Source organism: Ottowia caeni, from assembly GCF_050821495.1.
GTDB lineage: Bacteria > Pseudomonadota > Gammaproteobacteria > Burkholderiales > Burkholderiaceae_C > Ottowia > Ottowia caeni.
In genome coordinates this window covers 3,158,394-3,175,073 of sequence record NZ_CP151080.1, presented here as the reverse complement: position 1 = coordinate 3,175,073, position 16,680 = coordinate 3,158,394, and the positions used below count along the sequence as shown (strand labels likewise).

Genomic DNA, 16,680 nt, shown 5'->3' with positions numbered 1-16,680 from the left:
CGCCCCTGTCTTTGTAGGAGCGGCTTCAGCCGCGAAGGGTCACCGTCATCAATGGCGTCTTGTGCTCCGAAGGAAACCAATCGCGGCTGAAGAGGGTGTCGCAAAAGTGCTTCTCTGAACGATTCCCTGAATGGCCCCTCCCCGCTGGGGGCGCCCGGCTGAGGGGAGGTCAGGGTGGGGGCTCTCGGAGCATTTCGTAGTCACTGCCTTGTTTTGGTGCCGTGCGTGCCCCCATCCCAACCTTCCCCTACGCCGGGCGCCCCCAGTGGGGGAAGGAGACGTTTTGCGACGCCCTCTGAAGCCGCTCCTACAGACAATACCTCTTAAGTTGAACGTTCCAGCAAGCGAGCCAGTTCGTGGTCACGCTGCTTGATGGCCATCTGCAGCAGGTGCAACAGCAGCATTTGGCGCTGCGCGGGGTCAATGATCCGGGCTTGCCAGGTCTGAAGCTCGGCTAGCCGGACTTCGGGCGCCCAGTCCTTGCGCGGCGGACTGGGAAAAGTGATGGCCGTGGGCAGCGTGCCACTGGCGCAGCGGCATTCAGGATGGCTCAAGAACTTGCGGAACATGTGCCAATCAGTCGGCACTCCGCGCGGAGTGTCGCTCCAGCCCTCGGCCAGGCGCCGGTAGAAGCTCAAGCTATGTCCTGCGCAGGAAAGCGGTATGCGGTTGCCGCGCCAGCGCACCTGAGCTCGAAACGCCCGGTACGCCAGATCCACTGAAAAGAAAGACACCTGCTTCGGATTCACGTGCAAGGGCAGGGAGTGTGCGAAGTCGGCCATCTGTAGCAGAGCGAGCATCTGGGCGACATGTTCAGGGAGCCAGAGGTCGCGGTCGCACAGGTAGCACACGATCTCGCCGCGCGCGTGTTCCAGGGCCTCATGTCTGTAGCGTTCACCGCGGCCAGAACTCTTAGGGTGATCGAAGAAGCGCACCCGCGGATCTCGTTCTGCCATTTCGTGAAGCAGCGGCTTGTGAGAATCCGGTACACCATCTCCTATGATGAACACCTCGACCGGCACACTCTGAGCCAGCGCGCTGTCCACTGCCAAGCTGATCAGCGGACCGTGGTCGAAGGTAGGAAGCACGACGGTGGCCCGGATTGGTGTCATAAAATGTATCTTAATGCTTGGGTCATCCACTCGTTTCAATGCCCGTTCAAACCTCTGATATCGAAGGCCTGCTGGTCGTGAGCTGGGACAGGTTGTACGATGATCGTGGCTTCTTTAAGCACACCTATCAGCACAGCGAGCTGACCCAGGCGCTCGGCCGAGAACCCCGCTTGCGTCAAGGCAACCACTCGCGTTCGCAGGCAGGTGTGCTGCGCGGCTTTCATATTGAACCCTGGGACAAGCTCATTTACGTGCCGCGCGGATTGGCGACTTGTGTGGTGGCCGATGTGCGTCCCCAGAGTCTCACCTTCGGCCGTACCGAGAGCTTCCTGCTGGGCGACAGTCCTGGAAGGATGGAGAGATTGTTCATTCACCGTGGCTTGGCCAACGCGTTCTACTGTCACGTGGAGACCGACTACCTGAACGACGTATCCGAGGAATTCGAGCCTTCCGGACGTGGCGGCGTCGCTTGGAATGATCCGCACCTTAACGTGTCATGGCCCGACCTGAACCCGGTTCTGTCAGAGACTGACCGCAGTCAGCCCACACTGGAGGAGCTGTTTCCTGGGCACCCCCGGCTGATCGCGCTTCGCCCATGAGAAACAAAACTTTGAAAGCCCAAAACGGCCTCCATCGTTCCTGACTTTGGAGCGGCTTCAGCCGGTGTCGCAAAACGACCTTGTTCTTCTCCCCTCTCCCCTTCGGGGAGAGGGTTAGGGTGAGGGCAGCGGCGCATGATTTGAGACTGGCATTGTTTTGTGGCCTACACGGTGAACAGAAACACTCCGCGCTTTGAAAAGGTGGACAGCGCGCAAGCGCGCTCCCTCACCCCAACCCTCTCCCGAAAGGAGAGGGAGTCAATTGCCACTCCTGCACAAACCACTTTTGCGACAACCTCTTAAGCATCCCGGACGTCGGCCATTGGTTCCGCACCAAAATCCGGGCGATGCAGCCACGCTAGCACGCGGCGTGCGGCATCCTGGGGCGAACTGAGCTGGCCGTTGGTCATCAGGTTTTCAAAGTTACCACGATCAGGAAATGCCGCCTCATCCGCGCCGCGAAGGTGACGCTGCATGTCGGTGTCGATCACCCCCGGCGCGAGCGCGCAAACTTTGGCGCCGTTGGTTTCCTGTGCTTCCTCCAGGGCCACGCAGCGGGTGAAAAGATCCATGCCGGCCTTGGCGGCGCAGTAGGCGGCCTGCGATGCCATCGGGCGACGGCCCAGACCGGAGGAAATATTCAGCACCTTACGAGAACCCTGCCATTTGCGCGTGGCGCCTAGAAAGGCAGCCGTGAGCTGCATGGGGGCTTCAAGTCCCACGCGCAGTGCGCTACCCAATTCGGCCGCATTGGCATCGCGAAGCGGAACAATGGCAGGTATGACACCCGCGTTGTTGATCAGGCTGGCGCTGGCGAATGAATCGGAGCCCTGCGTTGCCAGCCACTCAGCCAACCGGGCGCTGGCTGCAGCACCGTCTGTCAAGTCGGCCGACCACTGGATCAATCGAACACCTGCCGCGTCCGCAGTGGCTTGCAAGGAGGGCGAAACTCCGCGCGAAATACACAGCAGCACGTTGTCAGGCTTCAGCAACTGCTCGGCCATGGCGAGCCCCATTCCGCGCGAGGCGCCCGTCAGAATATATAGGTGGGTAGACGATGGAGTCGGGGATGAGATCATCCACACCATCTTAGAGAGTTCTCAGGAAGCTGTCACCGCGCCCAATTACCTGCTCGAGAAAAAGGCGCCACGAACGGGCGCCTTGAGCCTCAAAACCCTGAGTCCTGGGAGCCTTAGAGCCCGTTCATGTTGATCCGGCCCCATGATGTTTGAAGTCTCCGGTCACCCGGCGAATTGCTGCCGGTTCTTATGGCGCCCCCGGATCAGAGAGAAATCTTGGTGATCTTCGCGCCCTGCACAGACACACCAGCTTCCAGGCCCACGTTGGTCATCACGAAGCTGGCAACTGGCTGCTGCAGTGTTTGCGTGTCCACGGCGCCGTTGGCCCCGATCGTGCCCACCGCTACCGTGGCGTCGGCACCAGCACTCCAGCCGTTGCTGTTGCGGAACTTGTTCAGGGCGTCTCTGGAATTGAACACGTAGACGATGGCCTTTGATTGGCCACCAGCCTGGAAGCCCAGTGAACCGGCTGTCGTGCTGTAGTAATCCACGGTACGACCACCTACGCGCAGCGCGCCCCGGCCATGTTCGGCACCCACTACGAAGCTGCCACCGACCACGGCCGGAAACACCAGCACGCCTGCAGAGCGCTGCACCATGTCGCGTGAACCGGGAACGGTGTTGTACAAGCGCGATAGAGTTGCGTCGACCTGGGATTCCATCGAGGCGCGGCTCGCTCCCGGTGTGGCCTGAGACGTGGCCGGTGTGGTGGTGCAACCCACCATGGCGACACTTCCCAAAGCGATAGCGGCGGCCAGACAGGCAGAACGGAACGGCGTGCGATTAATCATGAATGATTCTCCTCGTTGATTGAGAATTTGATTATGGTTCTCGCAGATGGCGTCAGATGTAAGACTAGCGCTAAAAAACCTGGACGAATTTTTTCGACAGCGCGATTGACTCCCTCTCCTTTCCGGAGAGGGTTGGGGTGAGGGAGCGCGCTCTCAGAACGGCACTTCGCTCCTGAAGGAAAGTTCACCGCCATTCGCGGGGTGCGCCAAACGAAGTTCACGGGCGTGCAGCATGAGCCTCGGCGCGCCATCGTTCGGTCCGTAAAGGGTGTCTCCGATGATCGGATGCCCTACAGCTTCCATGTGAACGCGCAACTGGTGCGATCTTCCCGTCACGGGTTCAAGTTGAACACGCGTCGTGTCGTGCTGAATGTTGTGCGTCATCACTTGCCACCGAGTGCGGCTCGGCTTGCCGGCATCGTGATCCACTTTGCTGCGAGGCCTTTGTGGCCAGTCCAGAATGAGCGGCAGGTCGATTTCTCCCCAGTTGTCCAGCCCGTCGGCATGCATGACAATCCCGTGAACCATGGCCTCGTACCGTTTGTGAATTTCCCGGTCAGCAAAGAACGCTGAAAGGCGTCGCTGCATTTCGATGCCGCGCGCCATCAGCATGAGGCCGCTGGTGGCCTGATCCAGGCGATGAACAACGAGCGCGTCTGCCCAGCGCAGCTGAGCACGGGTGGCCAGACAGTCCAGCTTGTCCGCGCCGCGCCCTGGAACGGCGAGCAGGCCGGCTGGTTTCTCCAAGACAAGGAGGTGAGCGTCCTCGTGGTGCACCTCGCCGTCGTACGCGGGAATGCTGCCCTCCGGCAGGTGGGCATCAACAAGTGGCACAGATGAGTGCAATGTCATAGGAAGGCGCCGCCTAAGATGCTCATGAGAAACAAAACTTTGAAAGCCCCAAACAGCGTCCAACATTCCTGCTTCTGTAGGAGCGGCTTCAGCCGCGAAGGGTCACTGTCATCAATGGCGTCTTGTGCTCCGAAGGAAACCAATCGCGGCTGAAGCCGCTCCAAGCAAACCCTCTTTGTTTCTCCTCAGAGCGCCGGGCGCCTCCAAGGGGCTTGGGAGGCTCTAAGAAGGCAAGATCAGTCGAGCGTGCTCCGCGAATTTGCGCGCATGGTGTGTACGTCGAGAATGGACACTTCTGGCGCCTGGTTGCCCCAACTGTTGCGGATGTAGCTCAACACTGCTGCTAGTTCGGGGTCGGTCAATTCCAGCACAAAAGGCGGCATGCCAAACGGGCGTGCATGGCCGGCGGTGGAGGCGCCAAAGCCTCCGTAAAGCACTGACTGCATCAGATTTTCCGTGTGTGGCAAAGTCACTGCGCGGTTCCCGGACAAGCGCGGGTAGGCGTTTGGTACGCCTTGGCCTTCGCTGCCGTGGCAGCTCGCGCAGCGGTTTTCATAGATTTTCTGACCGGCTGCGACGTTGTAGCTGCGCCGTTCATTGGCGGACGTCTCGGGGCGGGCAACTTCCGCCTGAGGAAGCGACTTAAGGTAGACCGCCATGGCCGAGAGATCATCGGTGCTCAAGTATTGGGTGCTCTGGCTCACCACCTCGGCCATCGGTCCGCTGGTGCTGGCATTGTGAGCGTAGCCTGTCTGGAGCAGGCGAACGATGTCCTGCACCGGCCAGTCGGCAAGCCCAGCTTCACGGGGTGATTGCAGCGACGGAGCGTACCAGCCTTGAGTCGGCATCAGGCCGCCGGACAAATCTTGCCAATTGCCTCCGGCCAAGCTGTCTCGGGGGGTGTGGCAGGCTGAACAATGTGCCAGACCCCGCACCAGGTAGGCACCACGATTCCACTCCTTGCCACGCTGCGGATCTTCCTGATAGGTGCCTGGCTGGAAGTAAAGCGCGCGCCAAACGGCCAACGCGGCTTGCGTGCCATAGGGCCAACTTAGCTGATGGTCTGGCACGGTCTCGCTGACGGGCTTCAAGCTTTGCAAATAGGCGTAGAGCGCATCTGAATCTGCGCGCACGATCTGCGTCGTGTGCGTATAAGGAAACGCGGGATACAGAAGGCGTCCGTCGCGTGAGCGGCCATGATGCAGGGCGCGCCAGAATTCTGCCGAATTCCATTGGCCTAGGCCGGCATCGGGGGCAGGCGTGAGGTTGCTTGAATAAAGCGTGCCAAAGGGTGTGGCAATCGGCCGGCCTCCGGCCCAGGCCTCTCCGCCTCGTGCCGTGTGGCAGGCCATGCAGTTTCCGGCGCGCGCCAGGTAGGCGCCGCGTTCGAGCAGCGCGGCCTGACCTTCGGCAGCCGCCACGGGCTCGACGGGGCCAGAAACGTTCACACCGTCGTTGTAGTTTATGTGCCAAAGCCAGCCGGCAATCATGGCCCCGAGAATCAGCGCGGCCAGCAGAATTTTCTTGAGGATGCCGATCATCGCGTCGCTCCTGCGTGATCTGCGGTCAGGGCGTTCCTCAGCCCGGCGTTTCCTTGAGGCGCGGGTGCGCTGCCACATGTCAGATCCATGTTCGGATCCACGGCGCCACGGGCGCGTGCGGGCAGGCTGGGTTCAGGCTGCGCGTTGGCGGGCACGGTCTGACCGGCGAGCCAGGTGACAGCCGCGTAGGCGTCGCTGTCGGAGAGCTTCTGCACGATGCTGGCCATGCAGTCTGGAGCATGCGCGCGCCTCTGTCCGGTTTTCCAGCCGCCCAGTTGAGCCATCAGGTAATCTGATGGAAGGCCGATCAGTCCCGGAACATTCGGCTGTGCGCCCATGAGCGTGCTGCCATGGCACTGTACGCAGGCCGGCAGGCGCAATGCCGGATCGCCCTGCATGACCAGCGTGCGGCCACGCTCCAGTATGGCCGGCGACCGCTGGGAAGAGGATGCGGCGGGCGGAGGGTAGGGCACTTTCATGTTGGCAAAGTGCTGGGCGATCTCCATCAGGTAGGCATCGTCGAGCAGGTCGACCATGCGGGTCATCAAGCCGTAGTGGCGACGGCCATCCCGGAAGTTGAGGAGCTGGTTGTAAAGGTAACCTGCTGGTTTTCCGGCAAGACGCGGGTAATAACCGTCTGGGCCGGCGCGGCCTTGTTCGCCATGGCAGGAAATGCAGGCAAGCGTTCGCTGCGCAATAGTGTCCTCAAATGCGGGCGCAGCCGTGGCGCCAAGTGCTACAAACGACCCAACCGTGGCCAATGCCAGCCGCATTCGCCGAAGAAATACAAACACTGCAGAATTCCTCTTCACTTGCAGACCGCCGGAGATCAACTTCGGCAAATCTTTGCTACTAACTAATTGCGTGGCAGGTCATCCCTGGTTTCCCAGGAAAATCCCGATATCGCGCGCCGTTTCCAGTAGCGGATGGTCAAGCGGCACTTGGCGTGTGCGGTCAGCCACGGCGGACAGCGCGATGCTGCCCATGCTACCGTGCTCGAGGGTGACCATACGATTGAACTGGCCTGTTTCGAGCAGTTGGGCTGCGTGGTTGCCAAACTGCGTTGCCAGCACCCGGTCAAAAGGAGTCGGAGAACCACCTCTTTGAACATGGCCGAGCACGGTGGCGCGTACCTCGCTTTGAATCTGGGGCTCGAGCAAGGCGCGCAGCTCGTGCGCCACGCCCCCCAGCCGGATCGGATCAGGGCTGTCTTTCACGATGCGCTCGACGGTCAGTTGGCCACCGCGCGGCTTGGCGCCCTCTGCGATGCAGATGACGGTGTAGCGCGGCTTGGCTTCGCGCTCGCGGCACAGCGCAACCAGCGCGTCGGTGTCGAAATCGATCTCGGGCAGCAAAATGGCGTCTGCAGCGCCGGCAATGCCGGCTTCCAGGGCAATCCAGCCCGCATAGCGGCCCATGGTTTCGACGATCATCACCCGGCCATGGCTTTGGCCAGTGGTTTGCACATGTTCAAGAGCCTGCGTGACTGTGGCCACGGCAGTATCGAAGCCAAAGCTGCGCTCGCAGCCTTCAATGTCGTTGTCTATGGTCTTGGGCACACCCACAATGCGCAGGCCGCGTTCTGCCAGCCCGTGCGCAATGGTCATGGTTCCATTGCCACCTATGGCAACCAGGGCATCAAGCCCCAGTGCCCTCGGCTTGCGCCAGGGCTTGGTTGGTGGCCTCGGCATTGGCCAGAGGGTTGGCGCGGTTACTCGTCCCCAGAATCGTACCCCCGGAGAACAGAATTCCGCTGACTGAGTCCCAGTCCAGAGGGCGGGTGCGGCCTTCCATGAGCCCGGCAAAACCGTCTTCTATGCCGATGACCTCGGCCTGGCAGCAGCGCAGGAGCGACTTGGTGACCGCGCGGATGACCGCGTTCAGTCCTGGGCAATCGCCTCCGCCAGTAAGTACACCAATTCGCATGCTCAACCTTCCTATCGCACCACGATCTCGACGCGCCTGTTCCTCGGCTCATCAATGTCATCGGCAGTTGGAATGGCGGGCTCGCGCTCCCCACGGCCAATGGCATGAACACGCAAGGCGGGAAAGCCGCGTTCGATGAACAACTCACGAACTGCGCGTGCGCGCTGCAGCGAGAGTTCATCGTTGGCGTCTGCGGGCCCGACCCTGTCGGTATGTCCGATGATCACGATTTCTCCGCCAGGTCGTGCCATGGCTTGCGCAACAATGTTCCTCAATGCCGCTTCAGACTCCGCGGTCAGCGTGGAGCCGCCAACCGCAAAATAGAGCGTGAAGCTTTCTGAGGGTGCAGGCACAACTGACATAAGCTCCGCATGCCGCTGTCGCACTTCACGTTCGTTGGTCTGGCTAACGGCAATGCCGCCGCGCTGCCCGACGTTGGCTACTGCGTACGGGGTAGAAATCATTTGGGCTGCTGTCGCTGTTTTAGTTTCGACTGCACTCGGACGGCCGTCCGCTTGCGGCAGCAGCGTGACACGGGTTGCAGGGGCGCAAGCTGTCAGCGCTGCCGCTGCCAGTAGAAGGAGGGGCAGGCGCAGGGGCAAACTGAAGAAGAAATGACAAGCTCTCATGGGGCTTTGGCTTCCACGATGAAGTCCGTGCCCCGCACGCCGATAACTGCCGTAGGCGTTTTGACGGTGACCTCCTCGGGCTTCAGCTTGGCAATGAGGCCAGTGATCATGCGCAGGCTTCCGCGCAAAAGGCGCACGGCCATGCTGCCCGTCTGTGTGGTGGGGTCGTAGGCGAACTGTTCCAGGTCGAGGGTGCTGTCCGGTCCAATTGACAGCATCGTCCCGTCCTGTAGGGTGAGCGCTGTGGCGCTCTTGGCGCCAGTGACCAGCCGGTCGGCGCTGGAAAATCCATTTCCCACCACTGCGGCGCTGCGCACATCTGCACGTACCACGGTCACCTCACCCTGTACGGCCTTGAAGGTTCCCTGGCGATCGTCCCCGGGGGTGAATTGCGCAAAACCATCACGCGCGACACCGGGCGCCTGAACCTGTGTCTGCGCAGGAACTGCATCTTGCGCCATGGCTGGCATACCAGTCATGATCAGCAGCGCCACCGCGCAGGCCGCCGGGAGGCGTCGGCGATGACTAAAGGGGGCAGAAGCTAAAGCTGCCGCTGAAGCTGGAACAATAGGCTGCATGATGAAATTTCCGAGTCCGACAGCCTCCTGAACTACGCTATCGTGGCACGATGAATTTTTCGAGTAACTTTTAATGGTAACTCGGAAAGAAGGAGAATACTGGTTTGGCCGCATTTTCTGGATTTCTCCCGTGGCTATCTTGCTTGCCCCCATGGAGGGGCTCCTCGACCATACACTGCGCGACGTGCTGACCCGTGTCGGAGGCGTGGACCGGTGTGTGTCGGAATTTATCCGTATCACTGACCAGCTTTTGCCGCCCAGGGTGTTTACACGCATCGTGCCTGAGCTGCTAAATGGCAGCCGCACCCGGCTGGTGTGCCTGTGCGCCCGCAGTTGCTGGGTTCGGACCCCGTGTGCCTTGCGGAAAATGCCGCCAGGCTCTCCGAATTGCGGCCCGCAGGAATCGATCTCAATTTTGGCTGTCCGGCCAAGACAGTGAACCTCCATCGTGGGGGCGCTGTGCTGCTGGATGAGCCAGAGTTGATACATGACATTGTGGCAGCCGTGCGCCGAGCCGTGCCTGCCAATTTGCCCGTGTCGGCCAAGATCCGCCTGGGCGTTCGCGACGGCACTCGTGCCATTGAGTGCGCGCAGGCCGTTGAGGATGGCGGCGCCAATGAGCTGGTCGTGCATGCGCGCACGAAGGTGCAAGGTTACCGCCCTCCTGTTTACTGGGAGCAAATATCGGATATTCGCGCCGCCGTGACCCTCTCGCTGGTGGCCAACGGCGACATCTGGAGCGTGCAAGACGCCCGGCGCTGCCGCCAGATCACTGGCTGCGACGACCTCATGGTCGGCCGAGGCATGGTGCGCGACCCTGGCCTGGCCAGAAGCATTCAGGCGTCAGCGCTAGCTGCCGGCACGGATCATCCGGTCAGTTGGGCCGAACTGTTTCCGCTGATCGGTGAATTTTGGCGCCAGGTGAGCGCACGCGTGGAGGCTCGTCACCGAGCAGGCCGGCTCAAACAATGGCTCGGTTCGCTGCGTACCCGCTATCCTGAGGCGCAAACCGCGTTCGATGAACTTCGCCTTGTGAACGATCCTGTGCGCATCGGAGAGTGGCTGTCGGGCGAACAGTTGGCGGACTTTGTCCACCCTGTATCCTGAGTTGCAGGTTTAGCGCAGTGCATTCCTAGTGTCCTGAGTTGTAAGTTCGTTGAAGAAAAAAATCTGCCGAAATCGGTGTCAGGCAAGGAACAAAACGCAGTGATACCGAGTGGTATCGCGAGGCTTTGTGACGCAGCATGGCGGCGATTGTCGGTGGATTTGTTCAACGAATTTGCAATTAAGGACACTAGAAGCGCGTCTGTTTCTTGCGAAGGCGCCACGCACCCATGCCGGCAGCGAACAAACCCGTGAACAGCACCGCCCATTCGCCCAGGGTTGGTATGGGTGCGACCGGCGCTAGCTTGAAGGATGCCGCCACCGTGCACTCTCCATTGACCGGCCCGGTCAGGAACGTATTGCCTGTCAGGATTCCGCCGCAACTACTGTTCACGGTAGCTACCATGTACCCAGCCTGAGGAAGCAGGGCGAAGGAGAAGTTCTCGCCTCGCGCGACCATCTGTACACCCGCCGGACTAATGGCGCCCCCCGGGCCCGCACTTGGCGTCACGGCGTAGGTCACCGGGCTGAAACTGACCGTGACAGTACAGTCTCCATTCACCTCGCCGGTCGTGAAAATGTTGCCTTCCAGCGTGCCGCCGCAAGTGCTGTTAACGGTATCCACGAAATGATAGTCCTCTGGCACGAGCGTGAAGGTGCTGGTCTGGCCAATTGCCACTGCGAGCGTCTGCGGTGCTTGAATGCTTCCGCCTGGGCCTGCGCTGGCGGTCACCAGATAGCCGGGTGTGCACCACCGCCACCACTCAAGCTCGCCAGTGGCCTGGCTCCATTGGGCATCGCTTGGGGAGGGCGAGTGCAGAAAATTCGGACACAGGCTGGAGCCGCCATCTATCAATCCAGAGGGCGCGGTTGGCGGAGTACCTGTCAGCTGATTGGTACTGACGCGAAAGTCCCTGAGCGAACTTAACCCGGAGATGTCTGGAATCGGTCCTGTAAGTTGATTGCCGTTGACATAAAAATACCCCAACGCGGTCAGTTGGGGAAGATCCGGAAGAGGGCCGTTGAACTGATTGTTGCTGCCCCAGAACGCCTCCAGTTCCGACAAACCAGAGAGGTTTGGCAGGGGCCCCGTGAGTTGGTTGTCGCTGATGTTGATCTTCTGCAGCCTTGTGAGCGGCGAGAGGCTGGGCATGATCCCCGACAGGTTGTTGGAAGACAAATGAACTTCGGTCACATGGTGGTCAGGCCCCGATGAGCAAATCACGCCGAACCAGGGCGCAGGGCCACACGGGTCGTCACTCAGCCAGTTGTCGCGGTTGACCCACCCGTCACCCTGAGTGGCGGCATAAAGATCAACCAGCACACTTCGCTCGGAATCCGGCAGCGCGGCACTGGAAGGAAGGGGGGACGTTGCCACAATCAATGCGGCCAAGGCTGCTCTCAGCCAAGCAAAATGTGACATGGAACGGACCCGCGAGTGGATTTTGAACAGGCTCTAAGCCATGGGTTTCCAACGACGCCGGAAGCACGCTGCTCCTGGCCGCTTTTGAACTCGAAAGATACAAATGGCCGCCTGAAGAGCGATTTTTTGAGGGGGATGCCGGTTTGTCAATAGGCACTTTCGCTGGGGTGGTCAGTCACCCCGGCCTGAAGCTTTATCGGGTTAGGCATGGAGCTACCGTCGAAAGTGGTGTAATTTGTCGATCTCATCTTCACTTATCCAACCCATGGCCTCCAGCTTGCTTGCCCTGCTCGACGACATCGCCACCCTGCTTGACGATATCGCCGTGATGACCAAGGTTTCTGCCCGCAAGGCGGTCGCCATGTCTGACGATGTCGCTGTGCTGACCAAGATGTCCGCTCAGAAAACCGCGGGTGTGCTGGGTGACGATCTGGCGCTCAACGCGCAACAGGTCACCGGTCTCAGTGCCAGCCGGGAAGTGCCCGTGGTGTGGGCAGTGGCCAAGGGCTCGCTGGTCAACAAGGCCATCCTGGTTCCTGCGGCGCTGGCCATCAGCGCCTTTGCGCCCTGGGCAGTGACGCCGCTGTTAATGGTGGGCGGGGCTTTTCTATGCTATGAGGGTTTTGAGAAACTCGCTCATAAATTCCTGCACAAAGGCTCCGAGGACGATGCGCACACCGCGGAATTGGCGCGTGCCGCCGCGGATCCGAACATCGATCTCGTGGAATTGGAGAAGTCCAAGATCAAGGGTGCCGTTCGTACGGATTTCATTCTTTCAGCAGAAATCATCGCCATCACCCTTGGAACCGTGGCCGGACAGCCTTTTTGGACCCAGGTCATGGTGCTGACGGGCATTGCTCTGGTCATGACGGTTGGTGTGTACGGCTTGGTTGCAGGCATCGTCAAGCTCGACGACCTCGGGCTTTATCTCAGTCAGCGGAGTACCGCCTTTGCGCAATCCGTAGGGCGGGGCATTCTTACCCTGGCGCCTTGGCTGATGAAGTTTCTCTCAATAGCCGGCACCGCAGCCATGTTCTTGGTGGGCGGGGGCATATTGGTGCACGGAGTGCCTGCGCTGGCACATGGGGTCGAGGCCTTGGCAGCCAGCGTCGGTGGTTTTGGCGGCACGATTGCCGGGATGCTCATCAATGCCGCAGTCGGGATTGTGGCGGGTGCGGTCGTGGTCGGGGTGGTCACGCTGGTCAAGCGCGTTCGCGGCTCAAGTCACTGAACAGGGAAGCCCCAACCTCTGATTCTCACCTCTGAAACAGTGCTGCGAAGCCGCCCGGCGGCTGGAAGTGTTTGCCTTGCCATACTAGCCGCGTGGATGTGGGCAGGCCACGCTCGCGCACGGAGTGGCGTTCATCTCCGGGGTAGCACAGCACGCGCACGCCGTTTTCCTCAAACGGCTCCGGTTCGATCAGCGGAGGCTTGCGAGAGAGCGCGTCCGCGCGGGCCTGGGCCACAGTGACAAAAGGTGCCAGATGGCATAACCCCATGATCTGTGGTGGAGCCAACTGGATTTTTCCGGCTTCGTACTCTGCCAGGGCATCGCGCGGAGTGAGCCAGAGAGTCTCTGTGGTCTCAAAATCGTCATGCTGTGCGGTCTGGTTGGCGGGTGCTGCGGCCAGGAAGAAGCGTGTATCGAAACGCTTGGTCATCATGACTGATTGGCGCGGGGTGATCCAGCGCGACCAGGGCAGCAAGGCATCTGTATCCAGCACAATGTTCATCCTCGCCAGCAGATCTTGAAACGGTTCGCCAGCTTGCAGGCTGGCGCGCGCGGCGGCGTCGACAGTGGCGACCTCGGCCTGGCCAACTTGCTGGTATAGAACGCCCACTTCCTCGAAGGCTTCACGCGCGGCCGCGACGTAGAGTGCAGCCGCATTGTCTGGGGCCAGAGAGGGTTCACCCAAGCGCTCGTGCAACTCTGCGGGCGTGCGGTCAAGCAGGTCTAGAAGCTCAGCTTCGCTATCAGCGGTGTCTACTTTGCCGCCCGGAAACACGCAGGCCCCACCCAGTACCTTGGAATCTGCGTGGCGGCGAACCAACAGGACTTCGAGTCCGTTTGAGCTGTCGCGGATCATGACCACGCTGGCTGCATCGCGTGGAGGAGTATCAATGACGTGGGTTTTAAGTTCCATATGCCTTATTTTGCCTGTTTATGACCATCAGTCTCTGAGCCTTCGGCGACTGCACCCTGTATTCCCGGGCGGTAAAGTCGAGGGTGATCTGCAGGCAGCGGTCAATGCACCGCTCATGCAGAGCATATGAGTTTATTTACAGTCTTTTTTAGCAAGGATCCATGCATGAGCAACCCGCTCGATTTTTCTGGCCGCGTGGCCATTGTGACTGGTGCTGGCGGTGGCCTGGGGCGTTTGCATGCGCTCGGACTGGCCGCGCGCGGCGCGAAAGTGGTGGTCAATGACCTCGGTGGTGCCGTGGACGGCAGCGGCGGATCGGTCTCTGCGGCCCAGAAAGTGGTCGATGAAATCAAGGCGGCGGGTGGAGAAGCCATCGCCAACGGCGCTTCCGTGACCGATTTCGCCGCCGTTGAGGCCATGGTGCAGGAGACCATGGACACCTGGGGCCGCATAGACATACTGGTCAACAACGCGGGCATCTTGCGCGACAAATCCTTTGCCAAGATGGATCTGGCCGATTTTCGTCTGGTGCTCGATGTTCACCTGATGGGCTCAGTGCACACCACCAAAGCGGTCTGGCCGCACATGGTGGCGCAAAAATACGGCCGAATCATCATGACCACCTCCTCAAGCGGCTTGTACGGCAATTTCGGTCAAAGCAACTATGGTGCTGCCAAAATGGCCCTGGTCGGGCTGATGCAAACATTGAGCCTGGAAGGAGCCAAGAGCGATATCCGCGTGAATTGTCTGGCTCCTACGGCCGCAACGCGCATGACCGAGGGTTTGATGCCGCAGGAAATCCTGGATGCCCTCCGCCCAGAAGCCGTGGTTCCCGCCATGTTGGTGCTGGCTTGCCAGGACGCGCCGAACCGCACGACTTTGTGCGCAGGAGCGGGCACCTACGAGGCAGCGTTCGTCACCATGACGAACGGGCTCCACCTGGGCCTTACCCCCGACACGCCCGAGCGCCTGCTGGAGCGCCTGGCCGAAGTGACTGACCGCAGCGGCGACAAAGTCCCTGCCAGTGGCATGGAACAGGGCGGCAACGAGGTCAGCCTGGCCATGGCAGCCAGAGGTATAGCCTAGGAGCCTGTCGGACTTGGAGCGCCGAAAGCGAAAATGGGACCCGGCGAGGACAGTTTTTGCAGGATTCGCAGGCCCATAGCCCAGCTATGGGTCAAGAAGACTGTGAAAAATGGACCGCTGCGGCCCATTTGCAGCCGGCGATTTCCAAGTCCGACAGGCTCCTAGCCCTTCGCCGCACGGAAATTCTCCGGCTGTGATACCGTCGCCTCCCTGCCTGAGAGAATGAGAAACCACATGAACAAGCTGAGGAGCCGGCTGGAAGCGCTGACCGCCGACCGGTTGCGGAGTATCAGCCGCGGTATTGAGAAGGAAAGTCTGCGTGTCAACGCAGACGGCGGGTTCGCGCGCACACCTCATCCAGCGGCGTTAGGGGCGCCCTTGACGCACCCCCACATCACCACAGATTTCAGCGAATCGCAGGTGGAACTGGTTACGGGCGTGCACGCCAGCGTTGAAAGTTGCCTGGAGGAGCTCCAGCAGATTCATCAGGTCACCTACCAAGCACTGACCCAGGGCGCGGACGAAATGCTGTGGGTATCCAGCATGCCGTGCGCGCTGCCCCCAGACGAAGTCATCCCCTTGGGGTTTTACGGCAGCTCCAACGTGGCTCGCGCCAAGAGCGTCTATCGCATGGGGCTGGGTCATCGCTATGGCCGCCGCATGCAGACCATTTCCGGCATTCATTACAACTGGTCGATGCCGGGTCTGTCGAGCGATGATTATTTTTCGCTGATCCGGAATTTTCGCCGTCACGCCTTCCTGCTGCTGGTGCTGTTCGGGGCTTCACCAGCGGTATGCTCATCCTTTGTGGATGGGCGTCCGCACGAGTTGAAGGCGCTGAGCCAGGACACGATGTACCTGCCGCATGCCACCTCCCTGCGTATGGGGCGGCTGGGCTATCAAAGTGAAGCGCAGGCTTCTCTGGCCGTGAGCTACAACAGCCTGGAGGGCTATGGCGCCTCTCTCGAAGGAGCGCTTACCAAGCCTTACCCCGCTTATGAAGCAATTGGGGTGCGCAATCCGGGCGGCGACTACAACCAGTTGGCCACCACCCTGCTGCAAATCGAGAACGAGTTCTACGGCACCATCCGGCCCAAGCGGGTCATTTTTCCCGGAGAACGTCCGCTGCACGCTTTGCGTGAGCGGGGCGTGCAGTATGTCGAAGTGCGCCTCATGGATCTGGATCCGTTCGTGCCGATCGGCATACAGGCAGATACCGGGCGCCTTCTCGATATGTTCCTGCTGCACGCGTTGCTCTCCGACAGCCCACCCGACACGCCTCAGGAAATCGCGGCGCTCGGACGCAATCAGCACCGCACGGCGGCACGTGGCCGCGAGCCCGGTCTCATGCTGGAGCGTGATGGAGCTGAGGTTTCCTTGCAGGATTGGGGGGCAGAACTGCTGTCGCAGTTTGATCCAATTGCCGGTGCCCTGGATGCTGCTCAGCGCGGCAGTGCTTATGCCGAGGCCCTCAAGGCTGCTGTGGCTGCCTTGAAAGAACCCGAAAGCCTGCCTTCGGCGCGGGTGCTTCGCAGTATCACCGATGAATTCGGAGGCAGCTTCATGGATTTCGCGAAGCAGCGCTCAGCACAGACGCGCGCCGATCTGCTGGCACTGCCTATTACCCCCGAATTGCAAGAGCGTTTCAGCCGCCTGGCTGCAGAATCCGTCGAGGCGCGCCAGCGCATCGAAGCCGCAGACAGCATGACCTTCGAGCAGTACCGGCAGGCGTACACCTCTGCTGATCGGCTAGGCCTGCGTGCAGGGGCTCTTATGCAAAACGCCGAGTCGGTATAGCGGTGCCGGGCGTGGCGCG

General features: G+C 60.7%; 14 protein-coding genes and 2 pseudogenes. 5 read left to right on the top strand and 11 right to left on the bottom strand.

Annotated elements, in window-relative coordinates; all coding sequences use genetic code 11:
- Positions 1-323: 323 nt before the first annotated feature.
- Positions 324-1,112: a glycosyltransferase family A protein gene (locus AAAK34_RS15020; protein ID WP_231698660.1), complete on the bottom strand. Its 789-nt coding sequence runs from the start codon at positions 1,110-1,112 to the stop codon at positions 324-326.
- 38 nt (positions 1,113-1,150) lie between these two features.
- Here AAAK34_RS15020 and AAAK34_RS15015 point away from each other — a divergent pair, with 38 nt between their 5' ends.
- Entirely contained in the window at positions 1,151-1,711 is a 561-nt protein-coding gene (locus AAAK34_RS15015; RefSeq protein WP_231698661.1) for a dTDP-4-dehydrorhamnose 3,5-epimerase family protein, read from the top strand.
- A gap of 299 nt (positions 1,712-2,010) precedes the next feature.
- Here the strand turns inward: AAAK34_RS15015 and AAAK34_RS15010 are convergent, their stop codons facing one another.
- From AAAK34_RS15010 to AAAK34_RS14975, 8 genes and pseudogenes are all read right to left on the bottom strand, one after another.
- A complete protein-coding gene (locus AAAK34_RS15010) occupies positions 2,011-2,790 on the bottom strand; it encodes an SDR family NAD(P)-dependent oxidoreductase (RefSeq protein ID WP_231698662.1) in 780 nt (259 codons plus the stop codon).
- Between the two features lie 203 nt (positions 2,791-2,993).
- Positions 2,994-3,578 (bottom strand): BPSL1445 family SYLF domain-containing lipoprotein, encoded by a 585-nt coding sequence (locus tag AAAK34_RS15005; protein WP_431778029.1) that lies wholly within the window; start codon positions 3,576-3,578, stop codon positions 2,994-2,996.
- Between the two features lie 156 nt (positions 3,579-3,734).
- Positions 3,735-4,433: an RluA family pseudouridine synthase gene (locus tag AAAK34_RS15000; protein WP_431777449.1), complete on the bottom strand. Its 699-nt coding sequence runs from the start codon at positions 4,431-4,433 to the stop codon at positions 3,735-3,737.
- Positions 4,434-4,669: 236 nt separating this feature from the next.
- The gene (locus AAAK34_RS14995; protein ID WP_231698665.1) at positions 4,670-5,974 is read right to left on the bottom strand and encodes a cytochrome c; all 1,305 of its coding nucleotides are present in this window, start codon (positions 5,972-5,974) and stop codon (positions 4,670-4,672) included.
- Positions 5,971-6,768, bottom strand: coding sequence for a c-type cytochrome (locus AAAK34_RS14990; protein WP_231698666.1), 798 nt, complete (start codon positions 6,766-6,768; stop codon positions 5,971-5,973). Before AAAK34_RS14990 ends, AAAK34_RS14995 begins: the two co-directional genes overlap by 4 nt.
- Positions 6,769-6,846: 78 nt before the next feature.
- A pseudogene (locus AAAK34_RS14985) lies at positions 6,847-7,900 on the bottom strand (6-phosphofructokinase).
- An 11-nt stretch (positions 7,901-7,911) separates the two neighbouring features.
- Complete coding sequence (locus AAAK34_RS14980; RefSeq protein WP_231698668.1) at positions 7,912-8,364, bottom strand: OmpA family protein; 453 nt, start codon at positions 8,362-8,364, stop codon at positions 7,912-7,914.
- A 161-nt stretch (positions 8,365-8,525) separates the two neighbouring features.
- A complete protein-coding gene (locus tag AAAK34_RS14975) occupies positions 8,526-9,107 on the bottom strand; it encodes a FecR family protein (RefSeq protein WP_431777448.1) in 582 nt (193 codons plus the stop codon).
- A 151-nt stretch (positions 9,108-9,258) separates the two neighbouring features.
- Between AAAK34_RS14975 and AAAK34_RS14970 the strand changes: the two are divergent.
- A pseudogene (locus AAAK34_RS14970) lies at positions 9,259-10,214 on the top strand (tRNA dihydrouridine synthase).
- Between the two features lie 187 nt (positions 10,215-10,401).
- On the opposite strand, the gene AAAK34_RS14965 reads toward AAAK34_RS14970, so the two are convergent.
- A complete protein-coding gene (locus AAAK34_RS14965; protein ID WP_231698670.1) occupies positions 10,402-11,604 on the bottom strand; it encodes an IPTL-CTERM sorting domain-containing protein in 1,203 nt (400 codons plus the stop codon).
- A 295-nt stretch (positions 11,605-11,899) separates the two neighbouring features.
- On the opposite strand from AAAK34_RS14965, the gene AAAK34_RS14960 reads away from it, so the two are divergent.
- Positions 11,900-12,865: a DUF808 domain-containing protein gene (locus tag AAAK34_RS14960; RefSeq protein ID WP_231698671.1), complete on the top strand. Its 966-nt coding sequence runs from the start codon at positions 11,900-11,902 to the stop codon at positions 12,863-12,865.
- A gap of 25 nt (positions 12,866-12,890) precedes the next feature.
- On the opposite strand, the gene AAAK34_RS14955 is transcribed toward AAAK34_RS14960, so the two are convergent.
- Positions 12,891-13,778: an NUDIX domain-containing protein gene (locus tag AAAK34_RS14955; RefSeq protein ID WP_231698672.1), complete on the bottom strand. Its 888-nt coding sequence runs from the start codon at positions 13,776-13,778 to the stop codon at positions 12,891-12,893.
- A gap of 165 nt (positions 13,779-13,943) precedes the next feature.
- On the opposite strand from AAAK34_RS14955, the gene AAAK34_RS14950 reads away from it, so the two are divergent.
- Positions 13,944-14,864: an SDR family oxidoreductase gene (locus AAAK34_RS14950; protein ID WP_231698673.1), complete on the top strand. Its 921-nt coding sequence runs from the start codon at positions 13,944-13,946 to the stop codon at positions 14,862-14,864.
- A 234-nt stretch (positions 14,865-15,098) separates the two neighbouring features.
- Positions 15,099-16,661 carry a glutamate--cysteine ligase gene (gshA, locus tag AAAK34_RS14945; RefSeq protein WP_231698674.1) on the top strand — a complete coding sequence of 521 codons (1,563 nt, stop codon included), beginning with the start codon at positions 15,099-15,101 and terminating at the stop codon, positions 16,659-16,661.
- The last annotated feature ends 19 nt before the right edge of the window (positions 16,662-16,680 follow it).

Excerpts from the sequence above, each read along its gene's own strand:
- AAAK34_RS14950 (WP_231698673.1), top strand. The coding sequence starts at position 13,944 with ATGAGCAACCCGCTCGATTTTTCTGGCCGCGTGGCCATTGTGACTGGT.
- AAAK34_RS15020 (WP_231698660.1), bottom strand. The coding sequence starts at position 1,112 with ATGACACCAATCCGGGCCACCGTCGTGCTTCCTACCTTCGACCACGGT.
- AAAK34_RS14960 (WP_231698671.1), top strand. The coding sequence starts at position 11,900 with ATGGCCTCCAGCTTGCTTGCCCTGCTCGACGACATCGCCACCCTGCTT.
- AAAK34_RS15010 (WP_231698662.1), bottom strand. The coding sequence starts at position 2,790 with ATGATCTCATCCCCGACTCCATCGTCTACCCACCTATATATTCTGACG.
- gshA (WP_231698674.1), top strand. The coding sequence starts at position 15,099 with ATGAACAAGCTGAGGAGCCGGCTGGAAGCGCTGACCGCCGACCGGTTG.
- AAAK34_RS15015 (WP_231698661.1), top strand. The coding sequence starts at position 1,151 with ATGCCCGTTCAAACCTCTGATATCGAAGGCCTGCTGGTCGTGAGCTGG.
- AAAK34_RS14955 (WP_231698672.1), bottom strand. The coding sequence starts at position 13,778 with ATGGAACTTAAAACCCACGTCATTGATACTCCTCCACGCGATGCAGCC.
- AAAK34_RS14975 (WP_431777448.1), bottom strand. The coding sequence starts at position 9,107 with ATGCAGCCTATTGTTCCAGCTTCAGCGGCAGCTTTAGCTTCTGCCCCC.
- AAAK34_RS14980 (WP_231698668.1), bottom strand. The coding sequence starts at position 8,364 with ATGATTTCTACCCCGTACGCAGTAGCCAACGTCGGGCAGCGCGGCGGC.
- AAAK34_RS14995 (WP_231698665.1), bottom strand. The coding sequence starts at position 5,974 with ATGATCGGCATCCTCAAGAAAATTCTGCTGGCCGCGCTGATTCTCGGG.
- AAAK34_RS15000 (WP_431777449.1), bottom strand. The coding sequence starts at position 4,433 with ATGACATTGCACTCATCTGTGCCACTTGTTGATGCCCACCTGCCGGAG.